The sequence below is a fragment of the Marinomonas sp. NPDC078689 genome, from assembly GCF_044542435.1.
GTDB classification, from domain to species: domain Bacteria; phylum Pseudomonadota; class Gammaproteobacteria; order Pseudomonadales; family Marinomonadaceae; genus Marinomonas; species Marinomonas arenicola.
The window spans coordinates 25,782-41,516 of record NZ_JBITUJ010000015.1 but is presented as its reverse complement, the minus strand read 5'-3'; the positions used below and the strand labels follow the sequence as shown (position 1 = coordinate 41,516).

Below are 15,735 nucleotides of genomic sequence, written 5' to 3'. Positions count from 1 at the left end.
CCTCAAACAATGGCGAGAAGGAATTAGGAAATTCGCCGAACATCTGTTCAAAGGAGAAGGTTTTATGGTTTAAATTTGTGGGGATACCTCAGGGTTAGAGCGCTATTTAAAGGCAAGTTATGTTTTAATTCACATCATCATGATATTAAACAGAGTGTTTATCTAAATGTATGCAATAGAAGCAAAAGACGTTTTGAGGTATTTTTTGGGGGACTGGAAAGTACAGCGCACGATTTCGGGATTTGGGGAGATCCCTGGGGAAGCCAGTTTTCATCGCCATGCGGACAATAAACAATGGCTGGACTATCAAGAAGCCATGGTTTTGCCGAATTCAGATCAGCAAAAGCCCAATGCATTTCGCCGCTACAGTTACCGGATGACGGCGTCTGGCTTTGATATATTTTTCTCAGATGGGGCAACAAAAGGGGACTTGTTTTTGAGCTTTGCTTTTACCCAAGCCAGTACATTAACGTCTCATCACTTATGCATTAAAGATCATTACGACGCCACCTTTGAATTTCTCTCAGAGCATGAGTTTGCGCTGAGTTTTAGTGTGGTGGGGCCGAAAAAAGATTACGCCATTCAAACTCGTTTTACCAAGCTGCTGGCTTAATATAGTAGCGAGTGGTGCGCGACTGAATTCAGGTATAAAAAGCCAATCTTGCAGTGCCCCCCCATAGTTTGACTATCCAATGACAGGGGGCTTTTTATGCCTAGTTGGAACAGCGCGCCGTCTTTAGTCAATGATGGTCATTGCGTTTTAAGTGCGTTTCAAAGCCGCGAATAATCAGCGATAAGGTCAGGGTTAGCACCAAATACATAAAGGCCACGACATTATAAGTCTCAAAAAATTGAAACGATGATGCGCTGAATATCTTGCCTAGCTGTGTGATGTCTTGCACACCCAGTACCGATACCAAGGCAGAGTCTTTGATCATGGCCACAAAGTCGTTGCCCAGTGGCGGCAGGATTTTTCGAATGGCTTGTGGAAAGGTAATAAAGCGGAAGCGTTGCCAGTTAGACAACCCAAGCGCCTGTGCCGCTTCGATTTGCCCTTTACCTACTTCTTGGATACCCGCTCGGAACACTTCTGCAATAAACGCACTGTAGCTAATGGATAACGCAAAAATAGCTCGCCACAACATACTGAAATCACGGGTGCGCGCTTTTTCTAATACGCCCGCATCAATGGGTATTTGCAACACCCAGTTATAGAGTTTAACCAGTTCAGGTGCGCCCACAAAAGCGATATAAAACAATAAAACAAGAACCGGAATGCCACGAATGATTTCCACATAAAAACGGCTAAATTCTCGTATGGCTCGCCACCGAGAAAAGCCCGCTAAGGCAATCAGCAAGCCGATAATACTGGCCAGTAAAAAGGCGCTAAGGGTGACGCCCAGTGTGGTTAATAGGCCTTTACTTAATACCCCAGCAATACGCTGATAGCTTTGGTCTGCGACCATGTGCCAAAGTAGCGTTACAGAAATGATAATGGTTGCGACTAGCCACCAAGGCGTGCGTTCTAAGGTCTTTTTAAAGGGCATAATGATCAAAATAGCTAGACCGCCGGATGGCGATCGGATGAATTCAAACAGAGCCATCGCGTTATGAATAACACGATGGCTCAGAAGGCTTAGTGGTGTTGATTGTAATCAAAGAACCATTTTTGATTTAGCGCATCCATTGTGCCATCTTTTTGCATGCTCTTAATCGCGGCGTTAATGGGTTGTCGCAGATCAGATCCCGGCGTCAGAATAAAGCCAAAATCTTCTGAGCCAAGTGGGCCGCCAACGATTTTAAAAGCGCCTGGGTTGGCGCCGATGTAACCACGAGCAGATGTCGCGTCCATTAATACGCAGTCTACATCGCCAGTCTTTAGCGCTTGAACGGACGCGCCAAAGGTTTCGAGCAAGGTGATTCTTGGGTTATTTTCGTTGCCATCCAAAACATCGTACACCGCCACGTAAAAGTTTGTGGTGCCAGGTTGGGCGCCAAATTGAAGGTCTTTATTGGCGGCAAAGGATTTGGCATCATCAAAGCGATTTTCGTCGGCTCTTACCAGCATAAATTGTTGTGAGGTCATATATGGAATCGAAAAGTCGATTTGCTGCGCTCGTTCTGCATTGATCGTGATGCCATCCATACCAATGTCATATTGGCCTTGTTTCACCCCTTGGATCATGGTGTCCCAGCTGCTCAATTGCCAATCGACTTTGGCGTTTAGGCGATGAGCTATTTCGTTCATTGCATCGTATTCCCAACCAATGCCTTTACCTGTTTCTGGGTCTGCAAAGTTTAGTGGCGTGTAAGCATTTTCGGTTACCGCGACAATGGTGCGACCTTTTAAATCTGGTAAATTGTCTGCTTGGCTTAGTCCACTGAACGTAACAGCGACAGTAAGAGCAAGACATGAAATAAGAGATTTCATGAATGGTTGTCCTTCGAAGGCAAATAATTAATGGAATGATCGATCATTTTGGTGAGATTATACACAGGTCAATAATAGTCGACTACGCCATCCTAATGAGAGTTAATCAATGATCGTTATATTGCGAGTTTAAACGAGGATTAAGTAGGGGTGAAGTGGCAACTTTTTGGCTAAAAGCGTATATTCCCTGCTTTATTAAGGTTCGTAACATCGCGACGCTGATTGGTCAGATAGCGGCGTTTTTTTCTGAGAATATAAGGGTGCTATGACGCGCGAATTGGATCAAAAACAAGCTTTTCAGACACATTGCTTGGCGCAGATGGGGGTGACCTCATGGTTGTCCGCTCCGAGCGGTGTGGCGGGGACTGTGTTTTACGCGCCTCAGCCTTGGGCGATGGATCAGGCATTTGAGCCCAGCGCAGTGCCAACCGCGAGTCGGGTTGCGCCGACTCAAGGGTTTGAGTCTGGTTTGCCAGAGCCTATGGCGAAACCTGTCGCGCCAGAAGAAAAAGAGCAGTCGGTGGCGTATTTGCGCGAGCAATTGAATGCTGGCCCTGAAATCATTGTCGAGGACTTACAACCGATCGAAGAGCTGGCCGTCGATATCGATGTCCCCGTCCATGTTGCGCCGCTAACCTCATCGATCACTCACATTGAGTTAAGAGCCTACGCGCTCGCCAATCAGTTACTGATTGTGAGCGAAGTGCCTGTGTCTTTCTCGCAGCAAGAAGACATTGACCGTTTGGCGGTTAAAATGGGGCAGGCACTATTAAAAACACCGATTGAAGAATGGACGAGTCGTGGCTTATCCTGGCCTGGTGCCTTGCGAAATCCTCACTTTTTAACACGACAAGATTGGCTGTTAGGCGCGCTCGAGCGTTTTATTATAGGGCTAACATCGACCTTTACTGGCACGCCAAAAGTGGTGCTGGCAGGCGATAATATCGCCACACTTTTTGACGAACTGCCAGCAGAGTGCGAACTAAAAGCCTTCCCTGTGGCACGCATTGTGAGTCTGCCTGAGCTGTTCCGTATTCCTGAGTTACGCAAAGACGCTTGGCAAATTATGCAGCGTGCCTTGTTTTAATGCTTTTGTATTCGCCCTTCTGTTCGTAGCAGCGGGCGTTACTCGGTGTTGTCTCACCTTTTACTTTATAACGGAAATCATTCAGTCATGGCCTCGTTTCTTATTCGCCACGCCACACTCGACGATCTCAACGCCATTGTGCAGCTTGATCAAGGATCAAATCCTCATCCTTGGAATGCATCGCTGATTGAAGAGGCGCTTATGTCACGCGCTAACTGGGTCATCGAAGCGACGCTAGAAGCAGATGACACCATCGCGCAGAAAGATGAAACCACATTGCTTGGCTGGCTGACCGCGTCTTTATTGTTCGAGCAATCGGAGCTTGAGCTTATCGTGGTGGATCGGGCGCAACGTCGCCAAGGTTTCGCGAAGCAGCTGTTGTCCGCTTGGACGGAAGAAATGGCGAGCAAAGGGGTGGTGGAATACCTATTAGAAGTACGCGAGTCTAATCTGGGCGCCATCCAGCTTTATCGTTCGCTAGGTTTTGAGGAAGTAGGGCGCCGCAAAAATTATTATGTGACAGATCAAGGTAAAGAAGCCGCGTGTTTGTTTACCTTAAGCGTCTAAAAGTAGGCGCACGCCCTGTTAAATCTCATTGAATAGCACAAACAGAAAATAAGGAATCATATTATGAGTCAGGTATTAGTCCCTATTGCCAATGGTAATGAAGACATTGAAGCCATCACTATTATTGATGTGCTGCGCCGTGGCGGCGTTGAAGTGACCGTTGCCAGTGTTCACGAGGTGAAAAACATCACAGGTGCCAATGGCTGTAAAATTGAAGCCGATGTACTACTAACCGACGTGGCTGATGTGCAATACGATGCGATTGTTCTTCCCGGCGGCATGCCAGGGGCTGAGCATTTACGCGATTGCGAGTTGTTAATCGATATGCTGGAAAAACATGATATTCAAGATGCTTTGTTGTGTGCGATATGTGCTTCTCCTGCCGTAGTGTTTGGGACCCATGGTTTTGTCGTAGACAAACAAGCAACCTGTTACCCAGGATTTGAGTCTGGTTTGACGGGCGCGCAATACATGGCGGATCAACCGGTCGTTATGGATGATAATATTATTACTGGGCAAGGACCGGCCGCTGCCATGACGTTTTCGTTGGCGGTATTGGCGAACCTAAATGGATATGAAAGCGCTCAAGAAGTAGCCAATGGTCTTTTGTGTTAATAGATTGTGGTGGAATAGTTATTCTTGACCAAAAAGTCAATTAAAATCAGCCCTAAAGCCATACTTTTTCCGTATTTGGGCGGCTTTGCGGTGGACGCTCACGGCGTATAAGAGTAAAATTGGGCAGATTTTTTGAACGCGAGATCTATTGGCAATTGATCAATAGATGAACGGCAAAAACGCAATTTCTTAAAAGCGAGATGAGCCGATGGTTCTCTCGCTTTTTTGCAACCTGATAGGCTCTAAACGGGAGGTTCCTTTGGCAACATCAGCGATTCTGGCTCTGGAAGACGGCACTGTATTTAAAGGGGTGTCGATCGGAGCGGATGGCTCCTCAACAGCCGAAGTGGTTTTCAACACTTCGATGACTGGTTATCAAGAAATTCTTACAGATCCTTCCTATGCTCGACAAATGGTCACTTTGACCTATCCCCATATTGGGAATACTGGCGTTAACTCTGAAGATGAAGAATCCAACAATGTCTGGTGTGAAGGTTTGATCATTCGTGATCTTCCTTTAGTTGCTAGCAGCTGGCGTTCAGAAGAGTCGTTAGACTCTTATCTAAAACGCAAAGGCGTAGTGGGCATCGCTGACATTGATACGCGTAAATTGACTCGTATTCTACGAGAAAAAGGCGCGCAAGCGGGTTGCATCATGGCAGGTGAGAACCTAGATGAAGCAGCAGCGATTGCCGCAGCGAAAGGTTTTCCTGGCCTAAAAGGCATGGATTTAGCGAAAGAAGTGTCTGCGAAAGAGTCTTACCAGTGGACCGAGTCAACTTGGGATCTGGTAAAAGGTCATACCACGCCTGAATCATTCGACTTCCACGTTGTGGCTTATGACTTTGGTGTGAAGCAAAACATTTTGCGCATGTTGGTTGAGCGCGGCTGCCGTCTAACGGTTGTGCCTGCACAAACACCAGCAAGTGACGTGCTTGCCTTGAATCCAGATGGCGTTTTCCTTTCTAACGGCCCTGGTGACCCAGAGCCATGTGATTACGCGATTCAAGCGATCAAAGAGATCCTAGAAACAGACATCCCTGTTTTTGGTATCTGTCTTGGTCATCAGCTATTGGCCTTGGCCTCTGGCGCGAAAACGAAGAAAATGAAATTTGGTCACCACGGCGCTAACCATCCAGTACAAGCCATTGAAAAAGGCACTGTGATGATTACTAGCCAGAACCACGGTTTCGCGGTAGATGAAGATACTTTGCCTGCCAATCTTAAGATGACGCACAAATCCTTGTTCGATGGTTCTTTGCAGGGGATTTCCCGTACTGATAAGAGCGCGTTCAGCTTCCAAGGTCACCCGGAAGCGAGCCCAGGGCCGCACGACGTTGCGCCACTGTTTGATCAGTTCATCGAAAACATCAAAGCCACCAAAGCCTGAGCAGGAACGAAATACTATGCCAAAGCGTACTGACATAAAAAGCGTCTTAATTTTGGGTGCAGGTCCTATCGTTATCGGTCAGGCCTGTGAATTTGACTATTCTGGTGCTCAAGCGTGTAAAGCGCTGCGCGAAGAAGGTTTCCGCGTCATTCTAGTGAACTCTAACCCAGCCACTATCATGACCGACCCTGTGATGGCGGATTCAACGTACATCGAGCCGATCGAATGGCAAACCGTTGAAAAAATCATCGAGAAAGAGCGTCCAGATGCTGTGCTACCAACCATGGGTGGCCAAACGGCGCTGAACTGTGCGTTGGATCTTGAGCGTCATGGCGTACTAGAAAAATACAATGTTGAAATGATTGGTGCGACGGCGGATGCCATCGACAAAGCGGAAGACCGTAATCGTTTCGACCAAGCAATGAAAGCCATTGGTCTTGAATGTCCGCGTGCCGGCATTGCACACAGCATGGAAGAAGCATTGCAAGTTCAATCAGAGCTTGGCTTCCCTTGTATCATTCGACCTTCTTTCACCATGGGCGGCACCGGTGGCGGTATCGCGTACAACATGGAAGAGTTTGAAGAAATTTGTACTCGTGGTTTGGACTTGTCGCCAACCAACGAATTGCTAATCGATGAATCTTTGATCGGTTGGAAAGAGTACGAGATGGAAGTTGTCCGTGACAAAAAAGACAACTGCATCATTGTTTGTGCGATCGAAAACTTCGACGCAATGGGGGTTCACACTGGTGACTCCATTACGGTTGCGCCAGCACAAACTCTAACAGACAAAGAATACCAAATCATGCGTAACGCTTCTTTAGCGGTATTGCGTGAGATTGGTGTTGAGACTGGTGGTTCAAACGTACAGTTTGGTATGGATCCGAAAACAGGCCGTTTGGTTGTTATCGAGATGAACCCACGTGTGTCTCGTTCTTCTGCCTTGGCATCCAAAGCGACGGGTTTCCCTATCGCGAAAATCGCAGCGAAATTGGCGATTGGTTACACCCTAGACGAATTGCAAAACGACATCACTGGCGGTCAAACACCAGCGAGCTTCGAGCCAGCAATTGACTACGTTGTGACTAAGATCCCACGTTTCACATTCGAAAAATTCCCAACAGCGAACGATCGCCTAACGACGCAAATGAAGTCGGTTGGTGAGGTAATGGCGATTGGCCGTACTTTCCAAGAGTCTTTGCAAAAAGCATTGCGCGGTTTGGAAGTGGGCGCGGATGGCTTTAATCCTCAATTGGATTTCGCAGAAGAAAACAGCAAAGAAAAACTGGCGTATGAGCTTCAAAATCCAGGTGCAGACCGCATTTGGTACATTGGCGATGCGTTCCGTTCTGGCATGACAATCGATGAGATTTACGCGGTGACTGGCGTTGATCATTGGTTCCTAGTTCAGATCGAAGACTTGATCAAAGAAGAAGCGGGTCTGGCTGACAAAGGTCTCGTCGACATGACTTACGACGTGATGCGTCGTTTGAAACGCAAAGGCTTCTCTGACTCACGTCTAGCGAGCTTGTTGCAAGTGACTGAGAAGTCATTGCGTGAGCGTCGTTACTTGGTTGACGTGCATCCTGTCTACAAGCGTGTTGATACTTGTGCGGCTGAATTCGCAACCAACACAGCGTACATGTACTCCACTTATGAAGATGAGTGTGAAGCGGCGCCAACAGACAAAGAAAAAATCATCATTCTAGGTGGTGGTCCAAACCGTATCGGTCAAGGTATCGAGTTTGATTACTGCTGTGTACACGCGGCGCTAGGCTTACGCGAAGCGGGCTACGAAACCATCATGGTGAACTGTAACCCAGAAACCGTTTCTACCGATTACGATACCTCGGATCGTTTGTACTTCGAACCAGTTACTCTGGAAGATGTGCTTGAAATCGTTCGCAAAGAAAAACCAAAAGGTGTCATCGTTCAGTTCGGTGGTCAAACACCACTGAAAATTGCTCGTGCCTTGCAAAATGAAGGCGTGCCTATCATTGGTACGACGCCAGAAGCGATTGACCGTGCAGAAGACCGTGAGCGTTTCCAAAGCATGATTCAGCGCTTGGGTTACAAACAGCCGCATAATGCGACCGTTCGTAGCGTTGACCAAGCCGCAATGAAAGCCGCTGAAATCGGTTACCCTCTAGTGGTTCGCCCATCTTATGTACTGGGTGGACGCGCAATGGAAATCGTGTATAACGAAAAAGAATTGATGCGCTACATGACCACGGCTGTGAAAGTGTCAAACGACAGCCCAGTGTTGTTGGATCACTTCTTGAATGCGGCGATTGAGATCGATATCGACTGTATCAGTGATGGTAATCAAGTGGTTATCGGCGGCATCATGCAGCATATCGAACAAGCGGGTGTTCACTCTGGTGACTCTGCGTGTTCTTTGCCTCCTTACTCATTGCCTGCGAATGTTCAAGATGACATCCGCGAAATGATTAAAAACATGGCGCTTGAGCTTGGTGTTATCGGTTTGATGAACACTCAGCTTGCTGTACAAGATGGCGAAATCTATGTGATCGAGGTAAACCCTCGTGCCTCACGTACTGTACCGTTTGTTTCTAAGTGCATCGGCCGCTCTTTAGCGCAAGTCGCGGCATTGGTTATGTCTGGTAAAACGCTAGCAGAGCTTGGTTTCACAAGTGAAATCATTCCTTCTTACTACAGCGTGAAAGAAGCGGTCTTCCCGTTCAATAAATTCCAAGGTGTTGACCCTATTCTTGGCCCTGAAATGAAATCGACTGGTGAAGTCATGGGTGTTGGCGATACGTTCGCTGAAGCCTTTGGCAAAGCGGTTCTAGGTGGTGGTACTGTGTTGCCAACGTCTGGACGTGCCTTTATCAGTGTTCGTGACATGGACAAAGAAGGGGCGGTTGACGTAGCGCGTCGTCTTTCTGAGCTAGGTTTTGATATCGTTGGTACCGAAGGTACTGCGAAATACTTAGCAGAGCATGGCGTAGCGGTAAATAAAGTCAACAAGGTGAATGAAGGTCGTCCACACATTGTCGATATGCTGAAAAATGGTGAAATTGATTATATTATCAACACTACTTCCGGCACTCAGGCAATTGCTGACTCTTCGGTCATTCGCCGCACAGCATTGCAGCGCAAGGTTTGTTACACTACTACATTGGCCGGCGCTGAAGCGACTAGCATGGCGATCAGCTTGAAGGGTGAAACCAAAGTTAGAAGACTGCAAGATTTGCACTTGGGGAAATAATGAAAAAAGTACCAATGACGGTAGAAGGTGAAGCTAGCTTACGCGAAGAGCTAAATCACCTTAAAACCGTAGTTCGTCCACGAGTGATTGCTGATATTGCAACCGCTCGTGAACACGGCGATTTAAAAGAAAATGCGGAATATCACGCTGCACGTGAAGAACAGGGATTTGCTGAAGGTCGTATTAAAGAGATCGAAGGCAAGCTGTCTGATTCGCAAGTTATCGACGTGAAATCTGTACCTGCTTCTGGCAAAGTGATTTTCGGTACTACCGTGACACTTTTCAATGTGGATACAGAAGCAACGGTAACCTACAAAATCGTAGGGGATGACGAAGCAGACGTGAAGTTGAAGAAGATTTCTTACGCTTCACCAATCGCGAAAGCCATCATTGGGAAAGAAGAGGGTGATGAAGTCCTTGTTAAAATTCCAAGCGGTGAAGCAACGTATGAGATCGAAAAAGTCGAATACATTTAATCTGTATTAGGCTCATAGCTTCTCTTTAAAAAGGCCACGGTGTGAAAACATCGTGGCCTTTTTGTGTATCTAACGAGAACGTAGATTATTAACAAAAAACTTAAAGAGTTTAGTCTTTATGCCTAATTATCAATGTATAGTGATGTATTTATAATGGCTCCAATTCGTTATTACCCTTATGACTCGTTGGAGAAGATGATGGCTCACCAAATTATTCAAGACTTGAACAACCGCTATACGGCTAAAAAATACGATGCGGATAAGCGCATTTCGCCTGAAAACTTGGATGTGATTAAAGAAGCGATCCGCTTGTCAGCTTCTTCGATCAACTCTCAGCCATGGAAATTTGTTTTGGTAGAAAGTGATGAAGGTAAACAGCGTTTACATGATACTTTTGCCAATAAACATCAGTTCAATCAACTGCATGCGAAAGAAGCCTCACATACTTTATTACTGGCATACGATCCTGCGTTTACCAAAGACAAATTTAGAAAACGTGTAGACGCTGAAGTAAGCTCAGGTCACCTGCCTGCTGAAATGTACGATACCTTCATGGGCGCTTATGCATTCGCTGAAATGAACATGGATGAAGCAGGTAATAACGCGAGCTGGACTAAAGCACAGGTCTACTTAGCATTAGGAAACATACTGCACACTCTAGCGCGCCTAGGTATTGCCTCTACGCCAATGGAAGGTGTTGATCCTGACTTGATTGGCGAAAAATTTGCAGCAGAATTAGACGGTCATGTGTGTGAAGTAGCCTTGGCAATGGGTTACCACAAAGACGGCGACGACTGGAACCACGGTCTACCAAAAGCCCGCCTAGCGATGGACGATATTATCGCTACAGCCTAATCGAACCGTTAGACACTTCTCGCGAATATAGAAAGCCATCTTGTGAAAGCAAGGTGGCTTTTTGTTTTACTATGAAATACAGCTGGCAGAACCCTGATTGGCCAAATTTCACCTTTGACGAAACGCAATGCCGAGATGCTTTGTATCAGTACGCGTTAGAGGCTGGTCGCTTGTCTGAATGCAGGGTCCGACTGTTTTGAAGGTGGCGGCAGAAATACGAGGTATGGGGCGGTGTTACCTGATTAAGGGAGTCCGCTGATCATGTCCTGAGTGTGATTTGTTGATTTGCTTTGAGTGTTTACTTTATACTCAGTGGTACAGAATTAAGTACAGGAAATAAGTAATGGATGCTATCAGTTATACCACAGCTCGGGCCAACTTAGCGAAGACGATGGCTAAGGTTTGTGATGATCATTCGCCAGTCATTATTACGCGTAAAAGCGAGAGCCCAGTTGTCATGATGTCGCTAGAAGATTATGAGGCCATGCAAGAGACCACCTACTTACTACGTTCACCAGCAAACGCAAGAGTATTGCTGGAATCCATTGCCGAGCTGGAAGCAGGTAAAGGCATTGAAAGAGAATTGATTGAGTGAAGCTGACGTTTTCAACTGCGGCTTGGGATCAGTATCTTTATTGGCAGAGCACGGATAAAAAAGTACTAAAGCGTATTAACTTACTGATTAAAGATATTCAGCGCGAACCCTATGAAGGGATTGGTAAGCCTGAACCTTTAAAGCATGGTCTTGCGGGCTATTGGTCTCGCCGGATTAATGATGAACACCGAATTGTTTATAAATATCAAGACGATGTCATATTGATAGCGCAGCTAAGATATCACTATTAAGTCTTCTGTTTGAGTCAGGCTTGATGTTATCTGAGTAGAGTAGCGCCAAGTGAGCTGACTAAACAAAAACACCGGCCTCGCCGGTGTTTTTGTTTATAGCGTCTTATTTAAGTAATGGTTAAGACTGTGGGTATTTGAATTTAAAATCGACTTTGAATGGTTTGAACCAAGAGGGTACGCCAGTGGCTTTGTCTACGTGGTGTAAGAAGCCTTTTTCGTCTGGTGCCGTGTATTGAAGGTGGGCAATGTAAGTGCCTTTGCCTTTAAGCTGTACCGAATGCGCATAGTGTGGACCATCGCCAGCGGTCATTGGCAGCATCTGACCGTATTCCATAAAGCTTGGGTCACCAACTTTCGTCACGACATAATCTATGCTCATGTAAGGAATCCAAGCGCCATTAGGAAAGCCCCATTGGTTGTCTTGAGTTGCATGCACATCAGATTCGAGATGCACTACGTCCTTGCCCATTATCATTGATGCTGGAGAAGGATCAGTCTTAATATCAACTAGATAAGACGAGGCGATTTCCATGCCATCTTTATGGATGGGACCACCAACTGGGTATTCTCGGGCGCTTGCGTATTGACTCATGAGGGCGGCGCTGCAAAGTAACGCTGTGAAGGAGAGCGTTTTTTTCACATTATTAGTGAGTTGCATTTAGAGTGTCCTTATTTTGGTTGTGGCTTTGTTTAAGTCGTTGAGTGGTTAGAGAAATAACGCACAAAACGGCACACCAGGTGAGTATTTGCACCCCCATAGGGGTTGCGGTGTAGCCAATAACAGAATGGGCTAATACACCGCCCCAACCGTTACTGGATAAGAGAAAAGAGCTGTCCCAAACTTGCGAGCCTAACTGGGGCAAAAAGCCTATGTTCGCTAGAATACCAACGGCTTGGCTGGATAAACCGGCTGCAATCAAGGATAAAATTATGTTGCTGGACGAAAAAATGTAACGCAGAGGAATCATCACTATGCCGCGGTACAGGGAGTAGGTGACTAAAACGCCCAGAGCGGTGCCAAGTAAGCCACCAAGCAGCATGGAATTTTCGGTTAAACCAGACGATAAAAAGAGGCTGTATAAAAACAGCACCACTTCAGACCCTTCTCGTAATACCGCAATGGCAATCACGATCACAATGGCGAAGCTGCCTTTTCCTTCCAACAGTAGGCCCTTGATGTTCTGACGACTTTTTTCGGCCATTTCGCGGCCTTTTACCGACATCCAGATGTTTTGCCAAGCGAGCATCAAGGTAGCAACGGCTAGAATAGACGCGGTAAAAACTTCTTGTCCGTAGCCTGACAGAGAGTCTTCTATTAAGCTGGTGAATTTTGCTAGCAGCACTGCGCCAAGTAAGCCAAGAACGATGCCAGAGACCACCTGAAGGCGAATGGTTAAGCCTTTACAGGCCGCGGCGACGATGGAAATAATCAATCCAGCTTCGAGTACTTCTCTAAATACGATGAGTAAAACAGCAACCATGCCTGCGGGTGTCCTTATGGGAGTTTAACGTTAACTATGCCGACTACGTTGGAGGCGTAGTCATTAAAAAAGTGGTATTTACCTACTTTTAACGGTCCGGTATACACAGATATTTTTCCCTTAGGTACGATGATTTTTTCAAACTTCATGTCGTAGCTTTCAAGCTCTGCCACCTTGTTTGTGTTGTTGATTAGTTCGATTTTGATGGCTTTATTTGGTGGGGCTGTGAGTGTTTTCGGAGAAAATCCGTCAGCATTGAGTTGCAATTGAAGGGTAAGTCTTTCTGCGTAAGCCGGTAAGCTAAGTGCTGAAAAGATAGAGGCTAAAAGCAAACAACGTAATAGCATGAGGTTTCTCTCTTTGTTTTAGAAAAGCGAAGGCTTTGTCCAAAGTAAATGAGTAGTGATAATTGTTATCAGTACGATTGTTGATTCTCCTGCTTCGCGGTGATCTGCGTCAATTGCATGATGTGTAATTTCTAGCTTTGTCAGTAATGTTTACCTGACGCACAAATAGTGTAATTAATGGGGGAGAAGAGAATTATGTGGCAAAATAGAGGCCTTAGGTCGGTTCCTTTCAAAATGAAAGCTGACGCTATCACCCCGTTATTTAGGAAAGTAGAAACCACAGATTATGTCTTATCCTCCTTGTCCAAAGTGCCAGTCTGAGTATGTTTACCAAGATCAAACGAATTTACTGTGTCCAGAATGTGGTCATGAGTGGAATCCTGAAGAAGTTGCCACAGAGCAAGAAAGCCTGGCGGTCAAAGACGCCAACGGTACCCTGTTAGCAGAAGGCGATAAGGTCACTCTTGCCAAAGACCTCAAAGTGAAAAGCAGTTCTTTGGTGCTGAAAATAGGCACAAAAGCCGTGATCAGGCGCATTTTTGATAAAAAAGATCATCAGCTCGACTGTCGGGTGGATGGTGCTGGCGAAATGATGGTGACCGCTAAGTTCGTGAAAAAAGCCTAGCCATATCTTTAGCAGGGAGCGGTAAGAGGTAAACCCGATAAACAAAAACACCAGCCGAGGCTGGTGTTTTTAGTGGTGCTATCAGAAAACTGAGCGTTTATGGCTTAATGATTAGGCCATTAAGCTTGTGCTTTTTTGAAGGCATTGATCAAGGCTTGGGTAGAGGCATCCAGTGCGCTGTTGTCGCTGTCGCTAACAAGGCGGTTGAAGATGTCGGTTCCCAATACTTTGCCTAGTTCAACACCCCATTGGTCAAATGAGTTGATGCCCCAAATGGTGCCTTGTACAAAAGTACGGTGCTCATAAAGGGCAATCAATGCACCGACGGTTTCTGGTGTCATTTTATCGGTAAGCAGCGTATTACTTGGACGATTGCCTTTGATCACTTTGTGCGGTGCAATGGCTTCGACCTGTTCAGGCGTCGCGCCTGCATCACGCAGTTCTTGTTTTGCTTGTTCAAGCGTTTTGCCGACCATTAAGGCTTGCGACTGACTTAAGCAGTTAGCGAACAATTGTGCGTGATGATCTTTAATTGGGTTATGCGATGCTAATGGTGCAATGAAGTCCACAGGCACAAGGCGCGTGCCTTGATGCAATAACTGGTGGTAAGCGTGTTGACCGTTGGTGCCAGCGCCGCCCCAGATGATTGGCCCTGTGTCTGTCTCAACGCCATCGCCATTCAATAAATTCGCTTTACCGTTACTTTCCATATCAAGCTGCTGAATATGAGCAGGCATTGCACGTAGGTAGTGGTCATAAGGAATCAAAGCGTGAGTTTGTGCGTTGTGGAAATTGATGTACCACACGCCCAAAGCGCCCATGATGACGGGGATGTTTTCTTCAAATGGTGCGGTGCGAAAATGCTCATCCATTTGGTGAGCACCGTCTAGCAGCGCGTAGAAGTTATCCATGCCAACGGCGATCGCAACCGGCAAGCCAATTGCTGACCAAAGGGAGTAACGTCCGCCCACCCAATCCCACATCGGGAAGATGTTTTCTTTGGCCATGCCAAACGCAACGGCTTTTTCGACGTTCGAGCTGACCGCAGCAAAGTGCTTGCTAACGGTCTCTTGGGAGCCGCCATTGGCTAAGAACCAATCGCGTGCTGCATTGGCGTTTGATAAGGTTTCTAGAGTGCCAAACGTCTTAGAAGAGATCACAAAAACGGTGGTTTCTGGATTGAGCTGTTTTAGCTTACCAGTGATATCGGAGCCATCAATGTTGGCGACGAAATGGACCTTGATGTCGTCTTTTTTGTAGGGTGTAAGCGCTTCCGCTACGACTTTTGGTCCTAGGTAAGAGCCACCGATACCGATCGAAACCACATCAGTGATGCGCTGATCAGAGTAGCCGCGCCATTCGCCACTGTGTAGCTGCTGAACAAACTTGCCCATTTGCTCTAGGGTGTCACGAACCTCTGCTAGGACATTAACGCCATCTACCATGAGCGATTCTTGTGCTTGGCTCGCGCGCAAGGCAATGTGCAACACAGAACGGTCTTCTGTGTTGTTAATGTGTTCGCCGCTGAACATGCCTTTAATCGCCGTCTCTAAACCGGCTTCTTTAACCAGTTCAATTAACAGTGCTAAGGTTTTTTCATTAACGCGGTTTTTTGCGTAATCTAATGTCCAGCCAGCGGCTTTGGTAGTGTACTTCTCGGCACGATTTTTATCCTTTTCAAACAAGGATTTCATTTCAACAGAGTCGATTTCTTTTTGGTGCTCTGCCAGTGCTTGCCAAGCACTAAGTTGGGTAGGTGAATGCATTACAATCTCCCTTGGTC

At 46.5% G+C, this 15,735-nt stretch carries 18 protein-coding genes; 12 read left to right on the top strand and 6 right to left on the bottom strand.

Going from position 1 to position 15,735, the window contains the following annotated elements:
* Positions 1 to 166: 166 nt before the first annotated feature.
* Positions 167 to 613, top strand: coding sequence for a DUF6314 family protein (locus ACIGBN_RS16925; protein ID WP_133004361.1), 447 nt, complete (start codon positions 167 to 169; stop codon positions 611 to 613).
* A gap of 127 nt (positions 614 to 740) precedes the next feature.
* Here ACIGBN_RS16925 and ACIGBN_RS16920 read toward each other — a convergent pair whose 3' ends face one another.
* Complete coding sequence (locus tag ACIGBN_RS16920) at positions 741 to 1,604, bottom strand: amino acid ABC transporter permease (protein WP_396666732.1); 864 nt, start codon at positions 1,602 to 1,604, stop codon at positions 741 to 743.
* Between the two features lie 32 nt (positions 1,605 to 1,636).
* Entirely contained in the window at positions 1,637 to 2,431 is a 795-nt protein-coding gene (locus ACIGBN_RS16915) for a transporter substrate-binding domain-containing protein (protein ID WP_133004363.1), read from the bottom strand.
* 265 nt (positions 2,432 to 2,696) lie between these two features.
* Here ACIGBN_RS16915 and ACIGBN_RS16910 point away from each other — a divergent pair, with 265 nt between their 5' ends.
* The 10 genes from ACIGBN_RS16910 (at position 2,697) to ACIGBN_RS16865 (ending at position 11,499) form a co-directional block, all read left to right on the top strand.
* Entirely contained in the window at positions 2,697 to 3,518 is an 822-nt protein-coding gene (locus ACIGBN_RS16910; protein WP_133004364.1) for a hypothetical protein, read from the top strand.
* An 87-nt stretch (positions 3,519 to 3,605) separates the two neighbouring features.
* Positions 3,606 to 4,085 carry a GNAT family N-acetyltransferase gene (locus tag ACIGBN_RS16905; protein ID WP_133004365.1) on the top strand — a complete coding sequence of 160 codons (480 nt, stop codon included), beginning with the start codon at positions 3,606 to 3,608 and terminating at the stop codon, positions 4,083 to 4,085.
* Between the two features lie 63 nt (positions 4,086 to 4,148).
* Complete coding sequence (locus tag ACIGBN_RS16900; protein WP_133004366.1) at positions 4,149 to 4,700, top strand: DJ-1 family glyoxalase III; 552 nt, start codon at positions 4,149 to 4,151, stop codon at positions 4,698 to 4,700.
* Between the two features lie 259 nt (positions 4,701 to 4,959).
* The gene (gene carA / locus ACIGBN_RS16895; RefSeq protein WP_133004367.1) at positions 4,960 to 6,090 is read left to right on the top strand and encodes a glutamine-hydrolyzing carbamoyl-phosphate synthase small subunit; all 1,131 of its coding nucleotides are present in this window, start codon (positions 4,960 to 4,962) and stop codon (positions 6,088 to 6,090) included.
* A gap of 16 nt (positions 6,091 to 6,106) precedes the next feature.
* A complete protein-coding gene (gene carB, locus ACIGBN_RS16890; RefSeq protein WP_133004368.1) occupies positions 6,107 to 9,322 on the top strand; it encodes a carbamoyl-phosphate synthase large subunit in 3,216 nt (1,071 codons plus the stop codon).
* On the top strand, positions 9,322 to 9,798 hold the full coding sequence (gene greA / locus ACIGBN_RS16885) for a transcription elongation factor GreA (protein ID WP_396666727.1): 477 nt from the start codon (positions 9,322 to 9,324) through the stop codon (positions 9,796 to 9,798). Before carB ends, greA begins: the two co-directional genes overlap by 1 nt.
* A gap of 153 nt (positions 9,799 to 9,951) precedes the next feature.
* Complete coding sequence (locus ACIGBN_RS16880) at positions 9,952 to 10,653, top strand: nitroreductase family protein (RefSeq protein ID WP_396666725.1); 702 nt, start codon at positions 9,952 to 9,954, stop codon at positions 10,651 to 10,653.
* A 71-nt stretch (positions 10,654 to 10,724) separates the two neighbouring features.
* Entirely contained in the window at positions 10,725 to 10,853 is a 129-nt protein-coding gene (locus ACIGBN_RS16875; RefSeq protein ID WP_396666723.1) for a DUF4172 domain-containing protein, read from the top strand.
* A gap of 143 nt (positions 10,854 to 10,996) precedes the next feature.
* Positions 10,997 to 11,248, top strand: a complete 252-nt coding sequence (locus tag ACIGBN_RS16870) for a type II toxin-antitoxin system Phd/YefM family antitoxin (RefSeq protein ID WP_396666721.1) — start codon at positions 10,997 to 10,999, stop codon at positions 11,246 to 11,248.
* Entirely contained in the window at positions 11,245 to 11,499 is a 255-nt protein-coding gene (locus tag ACIGBN_RS16865; protein ID WP_396666719.1) for a Txe/YoeB family addiction module toxin, read from the top strand. Before ACIGBN_RS16870 ends, ACIGBN_RS16865 begins: the two co-directional genes overlap by 4 nt.
* A gap of 118 nt (positions 11,500 to 11,617) precedes the next feature.
* On the opposite strand, the gene ACIGBN_RS16860 is transcribed toward ACIGBN_RS16865, so the two are convergent.
* Genes ACIGBN_RS16860 through ACIGBN_RS16850 form a run of 3 tightly spaced genes read right to left on the bottom strand, consistent with a single transcriptional unit; the run spans position 11,618 to position 13,327 of the window.
* A complete protein-coding gene (locus tag ACIGBN_RS16860; protein WP_396666717.1) occupies positions 11,618 to 12,157 on the bottom strand; it encodes an iron transporter in 540 nt (179 codons plus the stop codon).
* Positions 12,144 to 12,980 (bottom strand): FTR1 family protein, encoded by an 837-nt coding sequence (locus ACIGBN_RS16855; protein WP_396666715.1) that lies wholly within the window; start codon positions 12,978 to 12,980, stop codon positions 12,144 to 12,146. The genes ACIGBN_RS16860 and ACIGBN_RS16855 overlap by 14 nt, the downstream gene beginning before the upstream one ends.
* Positions 12,981 to 12,994: 14 nt before the next feature.
* Positions 12,995 to 13,327 carry a cupredoxin domain-containing protein gene (locus tag ACIGBN_RS16850; protein ID WP_396666713.1) on the bottom strand — a complete coding sequence of 111 codons (333 nt, stop codon included), beginning with the start codon at positions 13,325 to 13,327 and terminating at the stop codon, positions 12,995 to 12,997.
* A 286-nt stretch (positions 13,328 to 13,613) separates the two neighbouring features.
* On the opposite strand from ACIGBN_RS16850, the gene ACIGBN_RS16845 reads away from it, so the two are divergent.
* Positions 13,614 to 13,952, top strand: coding sequence for a zinc ribbon domain-containing protein YjdM (locus ACIGBN_RS16845; protein WP_133004374.1), 339 nt, complete (start codon positions 13,614 to 13,616; stop codon positions 13,950 to 13,952).
* Between the two features lie 119 nt (positions 13,953 to 14,071).
* On the opposite strand, the gene pgi is transcribed toward ACIGBN_RS16845, so the two are convergent.
* Positions 14,072 to 15,718, bottom strand: coding sequence for a glucose-6-phosphate isomerase (pgi, locus tag ACIGBN_RS16840; RefSeq protein WP_133004375.1), 1,647 nt, complete (start codon positions 15,716 to 15,718; stop codon positions 14,072 to 14,074).
* Positions 15,719 to 15,735 lie beyond the last annotated feature (17 nt).